The organism is Bacillus sp. FSL K6-1284, from assembly GCF_038002625.1.
Lineage (GTDB): Bacteria > Bacillota > Bacilli > Bacillales > Bacillaceae > Bacillus > Bacillus paralicheniformis.
Genome location: NZ_JBBOCW010000001.1, coordinates 4,231,264 through 4,252,125 on the forward strand (window position 1 = coordinate 4,231,264; position 20,862 = coordinate 4,252,125).

At 45.3% G+C, this 20,862-nt stretch carries 16 protein-coding genes; 4 read left to right on the forward strand and 12 right to left on the reverse strand.

The features are described from left to right. The 12 genes from MHB72_RS21555 to MHB72_RS21610 all read right to left on the reverse strand — a co-directional run bounded on the left by MHB72_RS21555 (nucleotide 1) and on the right by MHB72_RS21610 (nucleotide 15,489). Nucleotides 1–687 carry a response regulator transcription factor gene (locus MHB72_RS21555; RefSeq protein WP_020453510.1) on the reverse strand — a complete coding sequence of 229 codons (687 nt, stop codon included), beginning with the start codon at nucleotides 685–687 and terminating at the stop codon, nucleotides 1–3. Between the two features lie 107 nt (nucleotides 688–794). Further along, nucleotides 795–2,204, reverse strand: a complete 1,410-nt coding sequence (locus tag MHB72_RS21560) for a glycoside hydrolase family 1 protein (RefSeq protein ID WP_023856895.1) — start codon at nucleotides 2,202–2,204, stop codon at nucleotides 795–797. Nucleotides 2,205–2,244: 40 nt separating this feature from the next. Continuing rightward, nucleotides 2,245–4,089, reverse strand: a complete 1,845-nt coding sequence (locus tag MHB72_RS21565; RefSeq protein ID WP_216919146.1) for a beta-glucoside-specific PTS transporter subunit IIABC — start codon at nucleotides 4,087–4,089, stop codon at nucleotides 2,245–2,247. A 335-nt stretch (nucleotides 4,090–4,424) separates the two neighbouring features. Then, nucleotides 4,425–4,898, reverse strand: coding sequence for a hypothetical protein (locus MHB72_RS21570; protein WP_254121879.1), 474 nt, complete (start codon nucleotides 4,896–4,898; stop codon nucleotides 4,425–4,427). An 81-nt stretch (nucleotides 4,899–4,979) separates the two neighbouring features. Next, nucleotides 4,980–5,969: a choloylglycine hydrolase family protein gene (locus MHB72_RS21575; protein WP_101561287.1), complete on the reverse strand. Its 990-nt coding sequence runs from the start codon at nucleotides 5,967–5,969 to the stop codon at nucleotides 4,980–4,982. Nucleotides 5,970–6,107: 138 nt separating this feature from the next. Continuing rightward, on the reverse strand, nucleotides 6,108–7,124 hold the full coding sequence (locus MHB72_RS21580) for a DUF4236 domain-containing protein (RefSeq protein ID WP_216919142.1): 1,017 nt from the start codon (nucleotides 7,122–7,124) through the stop codon (nucleotides 6,108–6,110). A 197-nt stretch (nucleotides 7,125–7,321) separates the two neighbouring features. Further along, nucleotides 7,322–8,740, reverse strand: a complete 1,419-nt coding sequence (locus MHB72_RS21585; protein ID WP_216919140.1) for a glycoside hydrolase family 43 protein — start codon at nucleotides 8,738–8,740, stop codon at nucleotides 7,322–7,324. 110 nt (nucleotides 8,741–8,850) lie between these two features. Continuing rightward, a complete protein-coding gene (locus MHB72_RS21590; protein WP_216919138.1) occupies nucleotides 8,851–10,296 on the reverse strand; it encodes a DEAD/DEAH box helicase in 1,446 nt (481 codons plus the stop codon). Nucleotides 10,297–11,158: 862 nt separating this feature from the next. Next, nucleotides 11,159–12,460, reverse strand: coding sequence for a pyrimidine-nucleoside phosphorylase (locus MHB72_RS21595; RefSeq protein WP_020453524.1), 1,302 nt, complete (start codon nucleotides 12,458–12,460; stop codon nucleotides 11,159–11,161). A 30-nt stretch (nucleotides 12,461–12,490) separates the two neighbouring features. Then, the gene (locus MHB72_RS21600; protein WP_020453525.1) at nucleotides 12,491–13,672 is read right to left on the reverse strand and encodes a NupC/NupG family nucleoside CNT transporter; all 1,182 of its coding nucleotides are present in this window, start codon (nucleotides 13,670–13,672) and stop codon (nucleotides 12,491–12,493) included. Nucleotides 13,673–13,753: 81 nt separating this feature from the next. Further along, nucleotides 13,754–14,425 (reverse strand): deoxyribose-phosphate aldolase, encoded by a 672-nt coding sequence (gene deoC / locus MHB72_RS21605; protein WP_020453526.1) that lies wholly within the window; start codon nucleotides 14,423–14,425, stop codon nucleotides 13,754–13,756. Nucleotides 14,426–14,550: 125 nt separating this feature from the next. Continuing rightward, nucleotides 14,551–15,489: a sugar-binding transcriptional regulator gene (locus MHB72_RS21610; RefSeq protein ID WP_020453527.1), complete on the reverse strand. Its 939-nt coding sequence runs from the start codon at nucleotides 15,487–15,489 to the stop codon at nucleotides 14,551–14,553. 512 nt (nucleotides 15,490–16,001) lie between these two features. Here MHB72_RS21610 and MHB72_RS21615 point away from each other — a divergent pair. From MHB72_RS21615 to MHB72_RS21630, 4 genes are read left to right on the forward strand one after another with little or no spacing between them, the layout of a single operon-like run. Beyond that, on the forward strand, nucleotides 16,002–17,063 hold the full coding sequence (locus MHB72_RS21615) for a lipoprotein YdaJ (protein ID WP_254121926.1): 1,062 nt from the start codon (nucleotides 16,002–16,004) through the stop codon (nucleotides 17,061–17,063). Beyond that, nucleotides 17,044–17,883, forward strand: coding sequence for a diguanylate cyclase domain-containing protein (locus MHB72_RS21620; protein ID WP_020453529.1), 840 nt, complete (start codon nucleotides 17,044–17,046; stop codon nucleotides 17,881–17,883). Before MHB72_RS21615 ends, MHB72_RS21620 begins: the two co-directional genes overlap by 20 nt. Beyond that, nucleotides 17,873–19,603, forward strand: coding sequence for a DUF2334 domain-containing protein (locus MHB72_RS21625; RefSeq protein WP_216919134.1), 1,731 nt, complete (start codon nucleotides 17,873–17,875; stop codon nucleotides 19,601–19,603). The genes MHB72_RS21620 and MHB72_RS21625 overlap by 11 nt, the downstream gene beginning before the upstream one ends. Then, nucleotides 19,596–20,858 carry a glycosyltransferase family 2 protein gene (locus MHB72_RS21630; RefSeq protein WP_216919132.1) on the forward strand — a complete coding sequence of 421 codons (1,263 nt, stop codon included), beginning with the start codon at nucleotides 19,596–19,598 and terminating at the stop codon, nucleotides 20,856–20,858. Before MHB72_RS21625 ends, MHB72_RS21630 begins: the two co-directional genes overlap by 8 nt. Nucleotides 20,859–20,862: the final 4 nt, after the last annotated feature.

A 20,862-nucleotide genomic window follows, 5' to 3' on the forward strand; every position in this document is an offset into this window, starting at 1 on the left:
TCATCCTTCTTCTTTCGCCATATAGCCCTGGCCGACCTTTGTCTCAATATATTGCCCCAAGTTCAAGGTATCCAGTTTTTTTCTCAAACGGTTTACGTTGACCGTCAGCGTGTTATCGCTGACAAAACGCTCATCGTTCCATAAGCTTCTCATCAATTCTTCCCTGCTGACAATTTTGTTTTTTTGGTCGATCAATTGTTTTAAAATGAACATTTCATTCCTCGTCAACTCGATCGACCCCGCCTTATTGCTGACGCGGTTTTGCTCGGGATCAACGGTTGCACCGCACCACGCTTTCTTCAGAATCTCAGGCTCTGTATTATAGTCGTAAACACGGCGGAAAATCGCCTGGATTTTGGCAATCAGCACGTCAAAATGAAACGGTTTCTGAATATAATCATCTGCTCCAAACTGCATGGACATGACCATATCAGCCGGATGGTCGCGCGAAGATAAAAAGAGAATCGGAACGTTGGAACGGGAACGGATCTGCCGGCACCAATGAAACCCGTCATATTTCGGCAGCTGAATATCGATAATGACGCAATCGGGCTTAATCGCCGCAAACTCCTGCATCACTTCGCTGAAATCGTCGATGCCGTACACCTCGTATGACCACCCGGTTAACCGTTCTTTTATTTCCTGAAACAGCGATTCATCGTCTTCGATCAACAGCAGTTTAAACATTTGCCTCACCGCACTTTTTGTCTTTTTTCTAAGTCAAGTGTATAGCAAATCGTTTTCATACGCTACAGAGAAAAAAGCTGTCCTGTAAAGGACAGCCATTTTAAATATCACAAACTCTCGCCATTCGTTTCGATCACTTTTTTATACCAGTAAAAGCTTTTCTTTCTCGTTCTTGCAAACGTGCCGTTTCCTTCATTGTCACGGTCGACATAAATATAGCCGTAGCGTTTTTTCATTTCGGCGGTGGATGCGCTGACCAAGTCGATCGGGCCCCATGATGTGTAGCCGATTAAGTCGACGCCGTCTGCGATCGCTTCTCTTACTTCTTTTAAGTGATCGCGCAAATAGTTGATTCTGTAGTCATCTTGTATCGAACCGTCTTCTTCGACGACATCGACGGCGCCGAGCCCGTTTTCAACAATGAAAAGCGGCTTTTGATAGCGGTCGTACAATGTATTCAGCGTAATGCGGATTCCTTTAGGGTCGATCTGCCAGCCCCATTCGGACGATTCAAGGTACGGGTTTTTAACCCCTCCGAGCAAGTTGCCTCCCGTTTTTGCCAAATCTTCCGGATTCGTGCTCGCAACCATTGACATGTAGTAGCTGAAACCGATATAGTCGACTGTGTTTTCCTTCAGAATGTCTTCATCACCTTCAGCCATCTCAATCGCAATTCCATTTTCCTTAAAGAAGCGCTTCATATAGCCCGGATAAGCTCCGCGTGCCTGTACGTCCGAGAAAAACAGCGTTCTTCTCTCATTTTCCATCGCGGCGAGCACGTCTTCCGGTTTTGGCGTCATCGGGTATGTCGTCGTTGCGGCAATCATACAGCCGATTTTAGCGTCCGGAATAATATCCTTGCCTGCTTTTACCGCAAGGGCGCTTGCGACAAATAGATGATGCGCCGCTTGGTACATCGCATTTAACTGGTTTTCGCCTTCTTCAAATACAAGGCCACCGCCTGTAAACGGCGCATGCAGGACCATGTTGATTTCGTTGAACGTCATCCAATATTTCACTTTGTCTTTATAGCGGGTGAAAACCGTTTTCGCATAATGTTCATAGCACTCGATCACTTTCCGGTTTTTCCAGCCTCCGTATTTTTTAATTAAACCGAGCGGCATTTCGTAGTGGGATATCGTCACGACTGGCTCAATATTGTATTTTAATAGCTCATCAAAGAGGCGATCGTAAAATTCGAGTCCCTCTTCATTCGGTTCACTTTCATCACCGTTAGGAAAAATCCGCGTCCAGGCAATCGATGTTCGAAACGCTTTAAATCCCATTTCGGCGAAAAGAGCGATGTCTTCTTTGTAGCGGTGGTAAAAATCGATGCCTTCGTGATACAGGTTCAATGACTCCATCGACTCATCGAATGGATACATGACCCCGTTCGGCGACACATCAGCTGTCGAGAGCCCCTTTCCGCCGACATTATAGGCGCCTTCTACTTGGTTTGCGGCAACCGCTCCGCCCCATAAAAAACCATCAGGGAATTTTTTCGTTTGTTCAGTCATATCCTTTCACCTCATCCAAATTTGTCGAGCTTTCCTCTCTCTACGCCAGCGCGATCAGCGCTTCCTCAATGTCAACGCTTTCATCTGTTTTCAAAGGCTTGATCGACTGGTACCGGTCCGTATTTGTGATGATAACCGGCGTGATTAACTGATAGCCTGCATCCTTAATCGCATCCATATCAAATGAGACAAGCTGGTCTCCCGGCTTTACAGCGTCTCCTTTATTGACATGCACGGTAAAGTGCTCACCGTTCAATTTCACCGTATCGATTCCGATATGGATAATAATTTCTGCCCCATTGTCGCTAGTGATGCCGAGGGCGTGCTTCGTTTGAAAAACGGTCGTGATCGTGCCTGATACAGGCGACACCACTTTGCCTTCTTCTGGCTCAATGGCAACACCTTTTCCCATGACTTCTCCTGAAAATGTCGCATCATCCACTTCACTCAATGCTTTGACTTCGCCTTTCAACGGGCTTTGAATGATCTCACTACCGCCAGCCGTAGAAGAAGCAGCCGCCGGATCATCGGCTTCATCTGACGGAATGTCTTCAAATCCCAATACAAAAGCAAACGCCGTTGCGGCAAAGAACGCGATGACGATCCCGATCATGGCCTGTATAAAAGTCGGGCCGATAAACGTCGTAATTCCAGGCAAACCGACGTTTCCGCCAATAATATATGCTGCTACGCCGGTGATGCCGTAGAATGCACCTCCGACAGCGGCGCCGAGAAGCGCGGAGACAAACGGCTTTTTCAGTCTCATGTTGACACCGTACATCGCCGGCTCTGTAATCCCCATCAAAGCCGTGATGCTTGTCGTCAGCGACAATGATTTGAATTTCTTATTTTTGGATCGCAGGAAGACGGCAAATGACGCACCAGCCTGCCCCATATTCGCCAAGAACATCGCAGGTATCAAATAATCGTAGCCGTTTTGCGTAATGTTGTTGAACATAACCGGAATGAAAGCATAGTGCATTCCTGTCATGATGATCAAAGAAAACGTTCCGGCTAAAAGAACCATTGTGATTAAACCGGCATTTTCAAATAAACCGTTTACACCGACAGACAGATAGTTCCCTGCAATCGCACCGAGCGGACCGACTGTAATTAATGTGACAGGCACGACAATCAGCAGCGTCAGTGTCGGTACAAAAATCATCTTCAACGAAGTCGGGGTGACTCTGTCAATCCATTTCTCAACGTAAGATGCAATCCAAATCGCGAGCAGGATCGGAATGACTGTGGACGAATAAGTGGCAGCGGTTACAGGCAATCCGACAAAAGAAATGCTTTTCCCTGAACCGAGGAGCGCTGTCAGATCGGGATGCAGAATCGCCGCTCCGATCGCCGCCGCAACATAAGGATTGCTGCCGAATTTTCTCGCGGCGCTGACCGCCAGCAAAATCGGCAGGAAGTAAAATGCTCCGTCGCCGATAGCCGATAAAATGGTATGGACCTGGCTATTTTCACTCATCCAGCCGAACGTGACGGCGATAGCAATGATCCCCTTGATCATACCCGCTCCAGCAATCGCCGGGAGAATCGGCGTAAATACGCCTGATATCACATCAAAAATGGCGGACAGCACGTTTTTCTTTTTGCCAGCTTGCTGATCGCCCGCTTTTTCATCGCTGAGCCCGCTGTTGGCAATGATCGCTTTGTACACCTTAGGGACATCATTTCCAATGATGATTTGAAACTGCTGGCCGCTGATGTTGGTGCCCATTACAGCCGGCAGACTTTCCAGTTTCGCGCGGTCTGCCTTCGCATTGTCATAAAGGTTGAAACGCAGTCTTGTCATGCAGTGAATCACGCTCTGTACGTTCTCTTCACCGCCCACGAGTTGTAAAATGTCCTTCGATACTTTATTATAATCCATATGAGTACCTCCTCTTTTGGGGGAATCTGCCGGACTGAAGGTGGCCGCCTTCACCCGGCTATTTTATTGGCTTGAAGCCGCAATGAATCCTCGGAATCTCACATCACCTCCTCATTTTGGGTATAAAAAAAACCTAAATTACGCCGGCTTGAACGGGACGATGTCCCAGAAAGCTGTACGCAACTTAGGTTTTGCCTGCAAAAGCAGTAACAATCCTTAAGAAACTTGCTGATATTAGTTTGTAACTATACTGTAGCACCTGTTTTTGTTCATGTCAACGCTTTCATTACAATTGTCTCATAAAAAATAGAATACACGCAAACTAGAAACTAAGACTATATACCTTTATTTCTATGTTTTCTAGCTTTCGCCGCCTTTTTCATAAGCAATGCAGGGTTTCGCCTTGCTTTCCTTCGTGCTGCTGGCTGTGCAACTGCGTCTTTCGGTTCCTGCTGCTTATGAAGAATGAATCCTGCGGCCATGAACGGAATCCCTGATAAGTTTGTGAAAATGTTTTTAATGCCCATCGCTAAAATAAAAGAGCCCCATGGAGAAAACGGATCTTTTTTGATTTTCACGTAAGCGGTGATTTCCAGGGCAATAAAAATGACCGACTGTACTAAAATTACAATCAACAAGCTCAAAATGAACAAGAGAGCCAAATTAAACAACGTGCCTGAGTAGATCATCAACTTCAGCGCGGCTACGAAAGTCCCAGCCTCCATATATCCGTCCGTGACATTCGGATTCCAAACGGCATAAACGTCAAATTGATGTTTGAAATGAAAAAACAAAAATAATATAAACAACCAATATATGCTATGTAAGCTAATGCCTAATAAAATGAGTCTGTTTGCTGCTTTGTTTTGCAATATTGTTCCTTCTTTCGTTTATGATTGAAGAGAATGAAACGTCTCTTCCTGCTTTGGCGGAAACGCCTTTATTTCGTTGCTGTCCAGGTCTTCCTGTAATATGCAAACCTTTTGAATCTGCCTGTTTTGATAATGGTGAAAATAGTAGCTGCACGTCTCGCTGCACATCACCGCCGTATATTGGGTGTAATCGTCTTCGCCATTGTCAGTTATGACAATCCCTTTGGGAATATTCATATGGGAGAGAATATGAAACGCGGCAGAAACGCCTTCTGTTTCATCGGACACGGGCTTCATGTGCTCTTTCAAAACTGCTGCCCTGACAAAACGGGATGGCGGTGTAAAGTCTCCCGGCAATCCGGACAGCCCGGAACCTTGGCCAAAAGCCGACAGCGTCAGGTCCCCCATCTTTTTCGCGGCAAACTGTCCCGGCTGAAGACCGATATAATTGCGCAAATTGGTCAAATGCCAAGGAAAATCCGGACTGTTCGTCAGCACGCCGACCGGATTATCATGAATTTGAATGCCTCCGGCCGCCGGTTCAACAACGATGCTCGCACCGGAGCGGTCCGTTAATAGCCAATGAAGCGGCGTCACCGTACTGAGCAAGCTGACCTCTCTCTCAACAATGTTTACGGAAACAGCCGCTTTTTTCACTTCCTCCAAATCGCCGCATTCCGACAGCACCCATGTCACAAATTCGTGCGGCGCAAGATTGCGGCATTGCTCTTTCGTCTCGCTTTCATACACAGCATAATCCGGGAAATAAAGCGCCGCGCAAGACAATCCTTTTTCATTCACACCATCGGCAAACAGCGCATTATTGAGCCTTCTGCCCATCCCGATAAACGCATACCGGCCGGCATGCTCGCTGCCGTCTGCTTCACTTTTCCATTTGTAGCGACGCGGATGCAACAGCACTTCCCCGTTAAGCTCAAAATCAAAATCCATCGTCCTCGCCAATAAATGCTCCCGACCCGCAGTCGTCAACGTGATACTTGTACACATTGCGCTCCATCCTTTTTGTTTGATATTACACTTCGTGAACTATTTTTATGTTATCGAATTGGAAAAGATTCGTCAAAATGAAAGGGGTTATAGAAAAAAGCCGGGTTTTCATCCCGGCACAAATTCATTCAATTGTTTTTAATTAAAGGACATACGATCTACAGGTTGGAGACCCTTAGTCTTTTTAAAATCCAAACTAGTTTCAAACAGTTGAAGAGTATCAATTGGTTTAATGTAATTAATATTTAAAGCCATGAACTGCTCTTTTTTAAATTTAACGCCAAAGATAGTCATGGTTTTCTCATGTCCATCCACTGTATCAATTCTTTTTTCTAAAACATTAATCAATACAGTCTCAACAGGAATTATTTGAAAAATTACTTTTGCTAAACCTATAGAAAGACTGGCAATAAAGTTTAATTGGTTTTGATAATATTTTGTTTTGGTTAGGTTTTTAGTTAACAAGTTCCCAGCAGAAGAGATGTATTCTTCTTGGTTCGGTAAAATTGATGTGTCTACTAATAGATTTAATAAAACTTCACTATTTTCATTCGAAATAATCTCTTTTATTTTACCTATAGTATCTTCAATCTTAATAATATCTTCTAAAATTTCACTATAAGCAACACTGTTTTTGTCATCAATAATTTTCACAAATTTTTGTTGCTTTGCCCACTCATCATATTCTTTCTTATATTTAATTTCTGCATCAGCAATATCTTTATTTAACTTTTCAATTTTTGTTTTATCTAATCTAAGAATTTTCTCGAAGAAATTGGGTTTATAATTATTTAATTCACTTTTTAATTGAGATACATTAGTCTCTGGCGGTGACTCTTTTTTAATTTCTTCCCAATTTATTTGCGTGCTCGTTAATCTCGTATGAAATGAAGTTAAATGATTGAGGTAAGCATTAAGCTCTGAATTATTTGAATAATTGTTATTATTCAAATGACTTTGTTTTTGTGATGAAGAAATAGATTTACTGGAACTATAAGATAGACCTGTACCGGGGATTTTTGCACTTGTTGTTACTCTGCCAGAAGTATTATAAGTTATCCTGCCATTTTTGCCCCCTAAAGTCATCCCAACACTTTTTTTATTTATATTAAGTTTGACACCAGGCATTATTTTAAAACTCTTTTTAAAACCCATTTTATCAACACCCCTAGTTGATTCTTCTTCATAGAATCTCACGAACAATTATGTAGTAAAAAGGACTATATATGTATTATCGTATAATCCGTCCTGGATTTCCATATTAAAACAACCATTTGATCTAAATCATTTCAAAAGCACATACCTTTAATCAGGTATGTGCTTTTTGAGATGAAATTCCTTTTAAAATTTCGCTATCTTTTTAAACTACTCCCCCAAACCGCATCTCCCTCATGAGACAACGCACTAAACGTCATCACCTTCCGCTCAGAAGCTGCATCCCACTGGCGCAAAAATACACCGTCATATGTTTTTCCGTCGAGCTTGAGTTCGATTTTGTTGTCTCCCGTGTTCTTCCACGTCCCGGCCGCTGCGCCGGTTATTTTGCCGTTTTGATTTAAGCGGATTTCTTTCGATTCTTTAATATCTGCAGATATGTCTTTTCCATGACGCACCAATTCGTAGGCGCCAATCACATCTGACTTTTTCACCTTGTCGAGCTTCTCTCCGGCATAGCGGTGAGGGGCGGCAACCGGCCAGCCTTGTTTGTTCATCAACAGTTGGTGGACGCGGACTTCGTGCTCCTCCCCCCGTCCCGGGAAGCGGGTGTGGAAGATTAAATACGATTTGCCGCTTTTTTCATCGTAAAAGGCAGAGTTATGGCCCGGCGATACATAGCCGTTTTGATTGCTAAATGAGAAATTCCCCATCAGTTTGACACCGTACGGTTCGATTGAGCGATCGTCAAAAAACGTTCCTTCTTTGCCGCGGACGTCAATCATCGCATGGCCTTCTGCGTCATAATAAGGGCCGTCAGGGTTTTTTGAGCGGGCGACGCGAATGTTGTACCCGCCGTCAGCGGCAAGCCCTCCGAAGGACATGTACAGGTAGTAATACTGTGTTTCAGGATTGTAGAGAATGTATGCGCCTTCAATCCGGCTGTGATTGCCGCCGATCAGCTTTTTGCCGTACCCCTGTCCCGGAAGCGGAAGTCCGGTTTTCTTATCCATTTCTAAAATAAAAATTCCCCCGGAATAGGAGCCGTACACCATCCACAGCTTTCCTTTTTGATCAAAGAATGTATGCGGATCGACGACATTTGGGTGCTTTGTCGCGTCATAAGGCGTGCCGTCATTGCTGATCCCGTCCATTCCCGACTTTAGGAAAATGCCTTTATTTTTGTATGGGCCTTCAATGTCGTCCGCGACAGCAAGTCCGAGCGCAGATCTCGGAGAATCCCCGCGGCAGGCGTTGTAATACATATAAAACTTGCCGTCCTCAAGCTGGGTGACATCAGGCGCCCACAACGTATCAGATTCAGCCCATTCAAAGGCCTCTTTTAATTCTTCATATACGTTCGGAATCAGAGGATTGCCGTCGTGGACACTCGAGGAAATTTGCGTCCATTTCATGAGGTCCGTCGATTTGGCCGAAGCTAAATGGGAGCCGAAGACATAGTACGTGCCATTCGCTTTAATAATGGATGGATCGTGAACCGCCACTTCTGAAAATACAGGTTTTTGAGTTTGTGCAGAAGCTTGGTTTGGCGCGAAACATGCAGCCATGATGAAAAGCAATGCAAGGACTTGGATGAAACACTTTCTCATATTCATTTGTTCTCCTTTATTTTGAAGTGCTTTCATTTTTTGACAATTCATCATATGCTGCTTATCCAAGGTTTATTACGAACAAAAAAGCTCCCGACAAAGTCGGCAGCCTAAGTTTATTTCCTCGCTTTATGCACTTTCAGCAATTTCCCTTTCACGGTTGTGTTTTTCATCGCTTCTAAGACGAGGGGTCCTTTGCCGTTTAAAATTTCAACGAATGAACCTTGCTCTTGTATCGTGATAATCCCAATATCCTCAGCGGAGACGCCGTCAATTTTAGTAATCGTCCCAACGAAATCAACAGCTCTCAGCTTCTTCTTTTTTCCCCCGTTAAAGTAGAGCCTCATAATTTCTTTATTTAACGATTCGCTCTTGTCCTGTTTAAGCTCAGGCTTCCTATTGATTTTCTTTTGAAATGCCGCTTTTGCCCGTGCAATTTCTTCTTTTGACGGCGCCTCAATAATAGGAATGGAAAAACCGATATAGTCTTCAATGTCAGCGATCATCCTTTTTTCACGCGGACTGGCAAGCGTAATCGCTTTTCCCCGGCTGCCGGCTCGGCCTGTTCTTCCGGTACGATGCACATAGCTTTCTTGATCTAATGGCAGCTCATAGTTGATAACATGTGTGATGTTCTCAATATCGATGCCCCTTGCCGCCACATCTGTCGCGATTAAATAGCGGAACGCTCCCCGTCTAAAGCGGTTCATCACGGCAAAACGTTCCTCCTGAGGCATGCCGCCGTGAATTTTCGCGCATGGATAACCCAAACCGGCTAAGCGCCGCTGCAACTCATTCACTTGCTCCTGTGTGCGGCAAAAGACGATGCAGCTGTCCGGATTCTCAACAATGAACAGATCCACTAAAAGCGGAAATGAATTATTTTCATTTACAAAGATCAGTTGATGCTCGATATCTGCAGTTGTCGTACCGCCTGCTTGAATCTCGATTTTCAAAGGATCTTTCATATATTGAAGGGATAGATGCTCCACATCCTCCGGAAAAGTTGCTGAAAACAGCATCGTCAGCCGTTCTTCAGGCAAATGGCGGATGATCGCTCCTACTTGATCGATAAATCCCATATTCAGCATTTCATCGGCCTCATCGATGACAAGGTATTTCAGTTTTTCTAATGGAAAGGTCCCTTTTTCAATGTGATCCAATACGCGTCCAGGTGTCCCGACAACGATATGGCATTTTTGTTTGAGCTCTGTTTTTTGCCGTTCAAAGGACGATTTCCCGTAAACAGCCGCTGCTTTTATTCTTTTATAGCGGCCGATGTTCGTCAAATCCTCCTTAACCTGAGCGGCAAGCTCGCGCGTCGGTGTCAAAACCAAAGCTTGTGGTTTGTTCTCTTCCCATTCTGTCAGCTCGCAAAGCGGAATTCCGAACGCGGCCGTCTTCCCGCTCCCCGTTCGCGATTTCACCACAACATCCCGCTTTTTAAGCGCCGCGGGAATCACTTCGCTTTGCACCGCAGTCGGCTGCTTATACCCTAAATGATCGAGCGCTTTCGTAATATCGCCGCTTAATGCATAGTCTGTAAAACTGGCTTTGCTCATGTATGAACTCCTTTTGGTCATATGATTTCCAGTGAATGATGTTGTTATGAATGTGATTATACGCGAATCATGACTGATTTCAAAAAGACATGAAAAAGAGGCTGCAATAAACGCAGCCCTTAAAACTGTACGGTATCAAAAGTTCTCAAATTAACCGACTATCGTAAAGCCCGAACATGAACATAACGTCCAGGAGACGCGCAGTACAAAAAGAGAAGGCGGGATAAATGATTTTGCGCAGAAAATCGTTTATCATTCATTTGGCCCTTCTTATATATTGTATTCGTAAATTTTTAATTCTCATGACAGCAGAAGTGACACAATCATTAAAAGCACATAGACCAGAATCCTTTCTTCTATAGTCAAAAAATTCATCCTCGATTTTCTCAATATATTCGTTTTAGAAACAGCCCGGATTTTCCGGCGGTTCTCTTTTAACTGCTCCATTTCTTGAATTTTTTGAAATATATACAAAAGGAAATGATTCCGCCAATTATGCCTGTCAAAATTGCCAATATGAATGAAATAAACAACAAACCCAAATACCCCCATCCCAGCGCTTCATCCTGGGAAGGTTCGCCCGTCACAAAAGATTGCATGTAAAAATGCGACAGTATGGCGTATAGGATAAATGAGCATATACCTATAAGGATAAAGATTAAAACACTAATACCAGAAGATACTAGAATACGTTTGGCCACGTTTAAAAAAACCTCCTATTTATCTATACCTTTCCGTCCATGTAAAAAGATGACACCTAAGACGTATTCATGCTACAAGAAAGATTAAAATAGGTAAATGAGAAAAAAAGCCCATAAAAACAGCACACACCCAAGGGTATGTGCTGTTTCTGCATGTTCTTCTATTCCGTAATCACCGTATGCACGAGCTTCGGCGCTTCGGCTTTTTCAGCGATTTGAATGTTGTCGTAGACTTTTGCGATGACGTCATCGACATTTTCGCGGTTTGCGTATAGGGTAACCAATGGTTCGCCTTTTTCGACTGCGTCGCCGACTTTTTTGCGAAGCATGATACCGACGGCGAGGTCGATTTTGTCTTCTTTTGTTGCGCGGCCGGCGCCCAGCAGCATGGCCGCGACGCCGATTTGATCGGCGACGATTTCAGACACGACGCCCGCTTCTTTGGCAGGAATGTCGATTTTGTAGGCAGCCTGAGGCAGCTTTTCAGGGTTATCCGCGACAGAACTGTCGCCGCCTTGGTTCTGAAGGAAATCCTTGAATTTTTGCAGCGCTTTTCCGTTTTTCATTACATCGATCAGTTTCTCTCTTGCTTCGTCAAGGGTCTCTGCCTTTTTGGCAAGAACGACCATTTGGCTGCCCAATGTTAAGACAAGCTCAGTCAAGTCTTCCGGACCTTCCCCTTTTAATGTATCGATCGCCTCTTTCACCTCAAGGGCATTTCCGATGGCAAACCCCAGCGGCTGGGACATGTCGGAGATGACAGCCATCGTTTGGCGGCCGACATTGTTTCCGATGCGGACCATCGCTTTTGCAAGGTTGACGGCGTCTTCATCCGTTTTCATAAAGGCGCCGGCGCCTGTTTTGACGTCAAGGACAATCGCGTCCGCCCCCGCGGCGATTTTCTTGCTCATAATCGAGCTGGCAATCAGCGGGATCGAATTGACCGTGCCTGTCACATCGCGAAGGGCATACAGTTTTTTGTCAGCTGGCGTCAAGTTTCCGCTTTGGCCGATGACGGCAACCTTGTCGCGGTTGACAAGTTCGATGAATTCGTCTTTAGAAAGTTCCACGTGAAACCCTTTGATCGCTTCGAGCTTGTCAATTGTTCCCCCTGTGTGTCCAAGGCCGCGGCCCGACATTTTGGCGACCGGGACGTCGAGAGCCGCAACAAGCGGTGCAAGTACGAGCGTCGTCGTGTCGCCGACGCCTCCTGTTGAGTGTTTGTCGACTTTGATGCCTTCAATCGCGGAAAGATCGATCGTTTCGCCTGAGTTGACCATCGCCATCGTGAGATCGGCCCGTTCTCTGTCCGTCATGTCCTGAAAATAGATGGCCATCGCCAGAGCGCTCGCCTGATAGTCAGGAATGCTGCCGTCTGTGTAGCCTTTAATGAAAAATTGAATTTCTTCTGTTGTCAATTCTTCTCCATTTTGTTTTTTAGTGATGATATCAACCATTCTCATTGTGATCACCAGTCCTTTTTTCAATGTTTATCAATAGATCAATCCTACAACGGTCGCTGTCAAGAAACTGACGAGCGTTGCGCCATACAGCAATTTCAAGCCAAAGCGTGCGACGACGTTTCCTTGTTTCTCATTCAGTCCTTTAACAGCGCCGGCGATAATTCCGATCGATGAGAAATTGGCAAATGAGACGAGGAAGACAGAAACAATCGCTTCGGTGCGGCCGCTGAAATGGAAGCTGCCTTGTGCGAGAGACTGCATCGCGACAAATTCATTTGAGACCATCTTGGTTGCCATGATACTTCCAGCATTCACCGCTTCATGCCATGGAATACCCATCAGGAAGGCAAACGGCGCAAAAATAAATCCGAGCAGTTCCTGGAATGATATGCCTAGTGCGGCGCTGAAAATGCCGTTAATCATTGCGATGATCGCGACAAATCCGATCAGCATAGCGGCCACGACGACGGCGACTTTAAAGCCGTCCATAATATATTCGCCCAGCATTTCAAAGAAGGATTGTTTTTCCTCTTCCTGTACCTCTACCATATCATGTTCTCGATCGACTTCATAAGGATTGATAATCGAAGCAATAATAAATCCGCCGAATAAGTTCAATACGAGCGCGGTGACAACGTATTCTGGCTTCAGCATCGTCATATAGGCGCCGACGATAGACATCGAGACAGTTGACATCGCTGAAGCGCACAGCGTGTAAAGTCTGTGCTTAGGCAACAGGCCCAGCTGCTTTTTTAACGAAATGAATACTTCAGATTGCCCCAGTATCGCCGAGGCCACGGCATTGTATGACTCAAGTTTGCCCATCCCGTTGATTTTGCTAAGCGCAAGACCAATATATTTTATAATGAACGGAAGGATTCTCCAATATTGCAAAATACCGATTAAAGCAGAGATAAAAACAATCGGGAGCAGCACGCTGATGAAGAATGTGGATTCATTCACATTCACCAGCCCGCCAAAGACAAAATTTACACCTTCTGCGGCATATTCAAGCAAATACCCGAAGCCTTTGGCAAACCCGCCGACGAGATAGTTTCCGACGCCCGTGTTCAGCAAAACATATCCCAATGCAAATTGCAGCACGATCATGACGATAACCGGACGGTACTTCACTCTTTTTTTTCCGCTGCTGACCAGCCATGCAAGCCCTAAGACGACAAATAAACCGATGAGCCCGATAAGATATTTCATGTTTTGATCCTCCTGAGGATGTATTCGCTTACATTTTTGTGTCTGTGCGCAGGAAGCTTTCGCTTCCCGCCGCACTGGATCTTAGTAGTTATCTTCATTTTTTCCTTCTGCTCCGCTGACGATGGAAACGCCTGCACTTGCACCGATCCGGGTCGCTCCGGCTGAGATCATGCTTTCAACGTCCTCTTTTGTTCGAATGCCTCCAGATGCTTTGACACCGATGTCGGGTCCGACTGTTTTCCGCATGAGGGCAATATCTTCCGCTGTCGCTCCGCCGGTTGAGAACCCGGTTGAAGTTTTGACAAAGTCGGCACCGGCAGCAACAGCCAAGCGGCAAGCCCGCTCTTTTTCCTCGTCTGTCAACAGACACGTTTCAATGATGACTTTAACAAGCGCTTTACCTTTTGCGGCTTCAACGACTCCGCGGATGTCCGCCTCGACAAAGTCATCGTCTCCGTCTTTTAAAGCGGCGATGTTGATGACCATGTCCACCTCTGTCGCGCCTTTTGCGATCGCGTCTTTTGTTTCAAACGCTTTTGTTTCTGTCGTGTTGGCGCCCAGCGGAAAACCGATGACTGTGCAAACATCGATTTCCGTTCCTTTCAGCTCTTTGGCGGCGAATTCAACCCATGTCGGGTTGACGCAAACTGAAGCGAATTGGTGTGTTTTCGCTTCTTCTATTAATTTTTCAATCTCGGATTTTTGTGTATGCGGTTTCAATGCTGTATGATCAATGAGATTTGCAATCGTCATATACTAGCACTTCCTTTGTATAAGATAGTTTCAGCATAACCGATTTTTGAACAAATGTAAATTACCATATGAAATTTTGTTCAATAGAAAATAAAGTAAAATCCAGGCTGTTCTTCCTGGACACTTTAATCATCTAGCAGCTCTTTCGCCGTATGCTGATCAATAATCAGCACATTGGCATATTTGCCTTTTAGTGCACCATGAATAGCGGCTTTTTTCCGGCTGCCGCCCGCTACGAGAATCGACCGTTCTTTTTCCCTCAAGTCAGCCAATTCAATGCCGATCGTCCGCGAGTCGATAGCATGGCTGCAAATGTTTCCCTCCGCATCAAAAAAGCGCGAACAAATATCGCCGACTCCACGTTCTTTCAGAAGGGCTTTTTCCTCTTCATGAAAATACCCCAGCCTGAACAGCAGGGCTTCATCACGGACTGTGCCGACTGTAAATAACGCAATGTTCGCCTGTTTGCCCATTTCTATGATCCGCTTAATGTGCCTGTCCCGCTCTACCATCTGTTTAACTTCCGGATTGTCAAACACGACCGGAAGCGGCAGATACCTCGGCATCGTTTGAAAGGCTTCGGCAAACAGCTGAATCGTTTCAGACGAATAGGTGTTGACACTTGAGTGGCTGATTCCGCCTTTCAGTTGTACGACCTCTGCGCCCTTCACCTGTTTGGGCTGCATATTTTGGGCGATTTGGTACATTGTCGTTCCCCAGCTGACGCCGACAATGTCGCCGTCCTTGACTGCGCCGTGCATGTATTCGGCTCCGAAGCGGCTGAGATAATGCGTGATGGTCGTATAATCCGCGGTCGGTGAAAAAACAACATGTGCTTCCATGAGCCCGTATTTTTCCTCAAGCATCGCACCGAGCGCATCCATATCTTCAAACGGATCCATGACGCGGATTTGGACATACCCCTTTTCCTTGGCGAACTGCAGCAGCCTTGATACCGTCGGTCTTGAAATCTGCAGCTGTTCGGCGATTTGCTGCTGGCTGTAGTCAGACTGATAATAGAGCCTCGCTGCTTCAATGCTCAATTGCTGTTTTTCCTTGTCCATCACGTTCCTCCCCTTTAGTAACGCTTTAACCCATATTATATAGGTTCATGCTCCTTCTCATCCAGCTGAATTGCAAAAAGACGGTCAGTATGCCGGCCTATGCGCCACTACATGTGTTCATATCATATCTTTATCCTTTATATATACATCTTTTTCTGCTGTCAGTTCTTCAGCTGCGCTTGTCCGCCGGTAAAACACGGTTTCATCTCATAGCTGAATCAATACCTCACCAAGATTTTTTCTGGTTGCTCTGGTCTCACACAGGCTATCCATTCACGTCCTCCGTTTATTTCTTTTGGTATTTTTTATGAAAATCAATACGAAAATCCTTCTATTGATGGAAAAACATTTTATTATTGGACTTACGTCCTCTTTTTGGATAGTCCAAAAAGATCAAAAAAATCTAGCAATCTCCATTTTTTCATTTATAATAAGTAAGTCAAAATTATTCTCAAAAAAAACATTCGGGGTGATCTATCGTGAAAGCACCCGTGAGGTATATATGGATTGGTATGATCCTGTGCTTTTTATCGGCCAGTCTGGCCGTCGGTTGTATCAAAGCTGAAGATCAGTCAGATGATGACAGAAATGATGAAGCGCTGCAGCCTGCCGAACACTTCGTTTACCATCATTTAATGAGCGATCAGGGGCTGATTAAAACCAGCTTTTCTGACCAGCCTGTTTACTTGTCGGAATCGCTTGGCTTGTGGATGGAATTTTTGATCAGTAAAAAAGACAGCGAGCATTTTCATGAGCAATATCAGCACCTGACCGAATCCTTCCTTATGAAAAACAACCTGGTCTCATGGCAAATCCAAAACGGCCAGGCAAGCGGGGTAAACGCCTTGATCGATGATCTCAGAATCATGGTGAGCCTCGATCAAGCGGCAGCTCTATGGGGAAACAGCGAGTATAAACAAACCGCTCTGAACATCGGTTCCGCATTAAAAACGCACAACATGAACAACGGGATATTGACGGACTTTTACGACTCCACCTCTCAATCCGCATCAAAGGATATCACGCTTTCCTATATCATGCCAGATGCGCTATCCGTCTTGAAAAAAAACGGAGTGATAGATAAGGATACCGAAAGGCGGAACGCCAACATTCTTTACCGCGCCCCTTTGAAAAACGGTTTTCTCCCGAAAGTGTACAGTACAGAAACGAAAGCATACACCTATGACCATGAAGTCAATCTCATTGATCAGCTTTACACAGCTTGGCATTTACCGCCGAAGGATCAAAAAGCCGCTGTATTAGCGGATTGGCTCAAACAGACGTTTCAAACCGGCGGCAAACTGTATGGCCGGTACTCGATCGATACAAAAAAGCCGGCGGTTCAATACGAATCTCCATCCGTCTACGCTTTGGCGATATTATTTTTCATCAACCAAAACGAAGATCAAGACGTCATCAAAGCGCTGTATGATCGAATGAATGATTTTGAAATTCTTGATTCGTCTGAGACGTATTATGGGGGATATATGAGCGGAAATGATACGCATTCTTTTGATAACCTGCTGCCCCTATTAGCCGAAAGGAAGCTTTTAAATGAAAATATCATTCAATGATTCGCAAAAAATGTTCGCTTATATGACGGGAATAGCAGCAGCTCTTGCGTTGTTCATCCATTATGTCTCAGCCCCGCAGTCCGAATCCATTCTCATCATTTGCATCACACTTGCCATCATCGCAGCGGGAATATGGCTCGGATCGATTTACGCACTGGCTGGGACGATCATCGTCCTGTTTGTTCTCGGAACTTTGATGATGTTTCTTCACACAGACGCTTCGTCTGAAACGGAATTGCAAACCCTCGTCATCTGGGGAATAGCGCTTTTGCTGTTCTCCTTCATGTCAGGGAGAATCCATGACATCGCGATCGGACTTCACCGCTCTGTCAAACACCTTCAAGACGAGATCAATAGCTTCGTTGCAATTGACAGGGTGACAGGCTTTGATAATAAACAGAGGATGAAGCTGGAGCTCTCGGAAGAAATCAAGCGGGCGGAGCGGTATGGCAACTCATTTGTTTTTTTACTGCTGCAAATGCATTATTTCAAAGAGTTCAAATCCCTGTACGGAGAAAAAGAAACCGACCGTCTCTTTCAATTTGTCAGCAGTCAAATCAGATCATGTGTCCGGGAAACGGATAAAAAATTCCGGCCTGCCGAAGAGCGGTTCGGCATCCTGCTGACACACACGCCTGCTGAGCATATGCCTGCCGTCCTTGAAAAACTGAAGAAACAGCTGGACACATACCAGCTGAAAAACGGCAAGTATGTCACCTTGACCTTCCACGTGTGCCACTTATCATATCAAAACGATTTAAAGACTGCTGAGCAATTTTTAGAAGAACTAGAAAACGAGATGATGATGAATGAACTGTAAGCGGATATTACTTCTATGCGCGGCTGTCCTTATCCTGGCTGCGGTTTTTCATGTTCCGGACACCGCCGGGGCAAAGCAGCAGAAGCGCGGCATTCTCATCATCTATTCAACATTGGACGGCAAAAAATCAGCCGATGTGAAAATGCTCGACCTTATCGCCGGCCATTTTACATCTCATGTGAACGTTGTAAATGATGCGGATGTCAAAGCTGCGGATCTGGCAGGGAAAGACCGCGTCATCTATTACGGACAAACGAAAAAAAAGCTGAACAAAAAGCTCGCGCAGCTGATCAGCTCCTTCCAAAAACCTGTGACAGCGATCGGCTTTAACGCCGGGCAGTTCAGCCAATTTGCAGATCTTTCGCTGAAAAGCGAAGACAATGTGTATCAGATTCGCAGCACAAATGAGGAACACGATACCTCTTTAGAAAGCGGAATTCGTGTCCTTGAGGTATCAGGCTTGAAGGGAAAAGCGTTGTACACATACAAAGCTGACGACGGAAAAGCTCACCCATTCGCATGGAAAACCGGCAAAAGTAACGTGTACATCGGTTTAACCGATTTGCTCAACAACAACCTCCTCGCCGCTAAGCAGCTCAGACAGGCATTTGGTGAAACCCCGGACAGCACGCTGTTATATTTGCGGCTTGAGGATATCAGCCCAATGTCGGATGAAAAACTGCTGCTCCAAGCCGGGGCTTATCTGCATAAACGAAATATTCCTTTTATCCTTTCTGTGATTCCGGTATATGTCAATCCTGAAACGGGCGACAAAGTCTATATGTCTGAAAAGCCGAAGCTTGTCAACGTGCTGAGGAAGCTGCAGGATATGGGCGGCAGTGTAATTGTTCACGGGTATACCCATACATACCGCTACAGCGAAACCGGTGAAGGATTCGAGTTTTGGGATGCTAAAGCCGATCAGCCGATCACATCGCAAAATGCGAAAGAGCCCGCGACCCTTTTGCAAAAGGAACAGAACTTTCCGAATGAAGAAGCATATCAAAACTATTTGAAGCCGTTCAGAAAAAATGAGGAAACATACACGCGGCAGAAGCTGACGAACGCTATTGAAGATCTCACCGCAGAAGGGCTGTATCCGCTCGCGTTTGAAGCGCCGCACTATACGATGTCAGAGCACGGCTATCAGATCGCCTCACAGTATTTTACAAGCTTGTTCGGCCAGGTTCAGCTTAGCGATACAACATGGAAAACGTCAGGCGCCGGGCCTTTTGTTACCAAACCGGCAATACTCCATGGGATGACGCTCTATCCTGAGACCATCGGCTATGTTGATCAATCGGATCAAAATCCGCTCGGCAAAGTCGAGGAACGCATCTCTCAAATGATCGATTTTGAAGGCGGAGTAGCCGGCGCATTTTATCATCCTTATCTTGGAATGAAATATCTCCCTGAGCTGGTTGATCAAATGGAACGCATTCCGAACAGCGAATGGCTCGATATTAAAAAGACAAAGCAAACCGTTAAAACAGATAAAGTGGAAATTCACACAAGCGGAGATGGAACGATTCAAGTTAAGAGCAAAGTCAGCGCCATTGAGACGTTTTTCGATCATCACCAGCAAAGCCCGCTGGAAAAGGCGCTTTGGATTCTCTCTCTTATTGTGCTCTTGTTTGTTGTCATGTTTGTGAGCTATACCCTTTACTTGAGAGCCACATTAAAAAAACGAATCTTTAAGGAGAGAAAAAACCGTGGGTAATGTTCTGTTCCTAGTCTCTTTAAGCTTAATATGGGTCATGCTTCTGTATCACATGTTTCTGATGCAGGGCGGATTCCGCCACTATATGACCTTCGAACGGAACATGCCGAAGTGGAAAGAGAACGTGAAGGATCTCCCGAAGGTCAGCGTTCTGATTCCTGCGCATAACGAAGAGGTCGTGATTAGGCAGACGCTGAAGGCGATGGTGAATCTCTATTATCCGAAGGACCGGCTGGAGATTATCGTCATCAACGACAATTCATCTGACCGGACGGGCGACATTGTAAATGAGTTTTCCAGACAATACGACTTTATTAAAATGGTCGTGACCAAACCTCCGCATGCCGGAAAGGGAAAATCGACGGCGCTCAATTGCGGTTTTGCCGAATCAAGCGGAGATGTCATTTGTGTGTATGACGCCGACAACACGCCCGAAAAAATGGCTGTTTATTACCTTGTCCTCGGGCTCATGAATGATCAGAAAGCCGGAGCAGTGGTGGGAAAATTCCGCGTCATCAATGCAGCGAAAACATTGCTCACAAAATTTATCAACATCGAAACGATTTGTTTCCAATGGATGGCACAGGGCGGAAGATGGAAATGGTTCAAAATCGCCACGATCCCCGGCACCAATTTCGCCATCAGGAGAAGCATTATCGAACAGCTGGGCGGCTGGGACGATCAGGCGCTCGCGGAGGATACCGAGCTTACGATTCGGGTCTACAACCTCGGCTACCACATCCGCTTCTTCCCGGCGGCCGTCACTTGGGAGCAGGAGCCGGAAACGTGGAAAGTCTGGTGGCGTCAACGGACAAGATGGGCGCGCGGCAACCAGTATGTCGTCCTGAAATTTTTGGCTCAATTTTTCAAGCTGAAGAGGAAACGGATTATTTTTGATTTGTTTTATTTCTTTTTTACGTATTTTTTGTTTTTCTTTGGCGTCATCATGTCAAATGCGCTTTTTGTGATCAATTTATTTTATAATCTGCATCTTTCATTCGGTTTTTTGTCTATCATCTTATGGGTTTTGGCTTTCTTTCTATTTATGACGGAGGTCATGATTACACTGAGCATCGAAAAAACAGAAATGAACAGGCAGAACTTTTTCATCGTTTTTCTGATGTACTTTACATACTCGCAGGCTTGGATTGCGCTCGTGATTTATTCTTTATTCGTCGAAATCAAGCACCGCCTGTTCAAGCAAGAGGTTAAATGGTACAAAACAGAACGATACAATCAAAAGAAAAGCGGGTGACTTT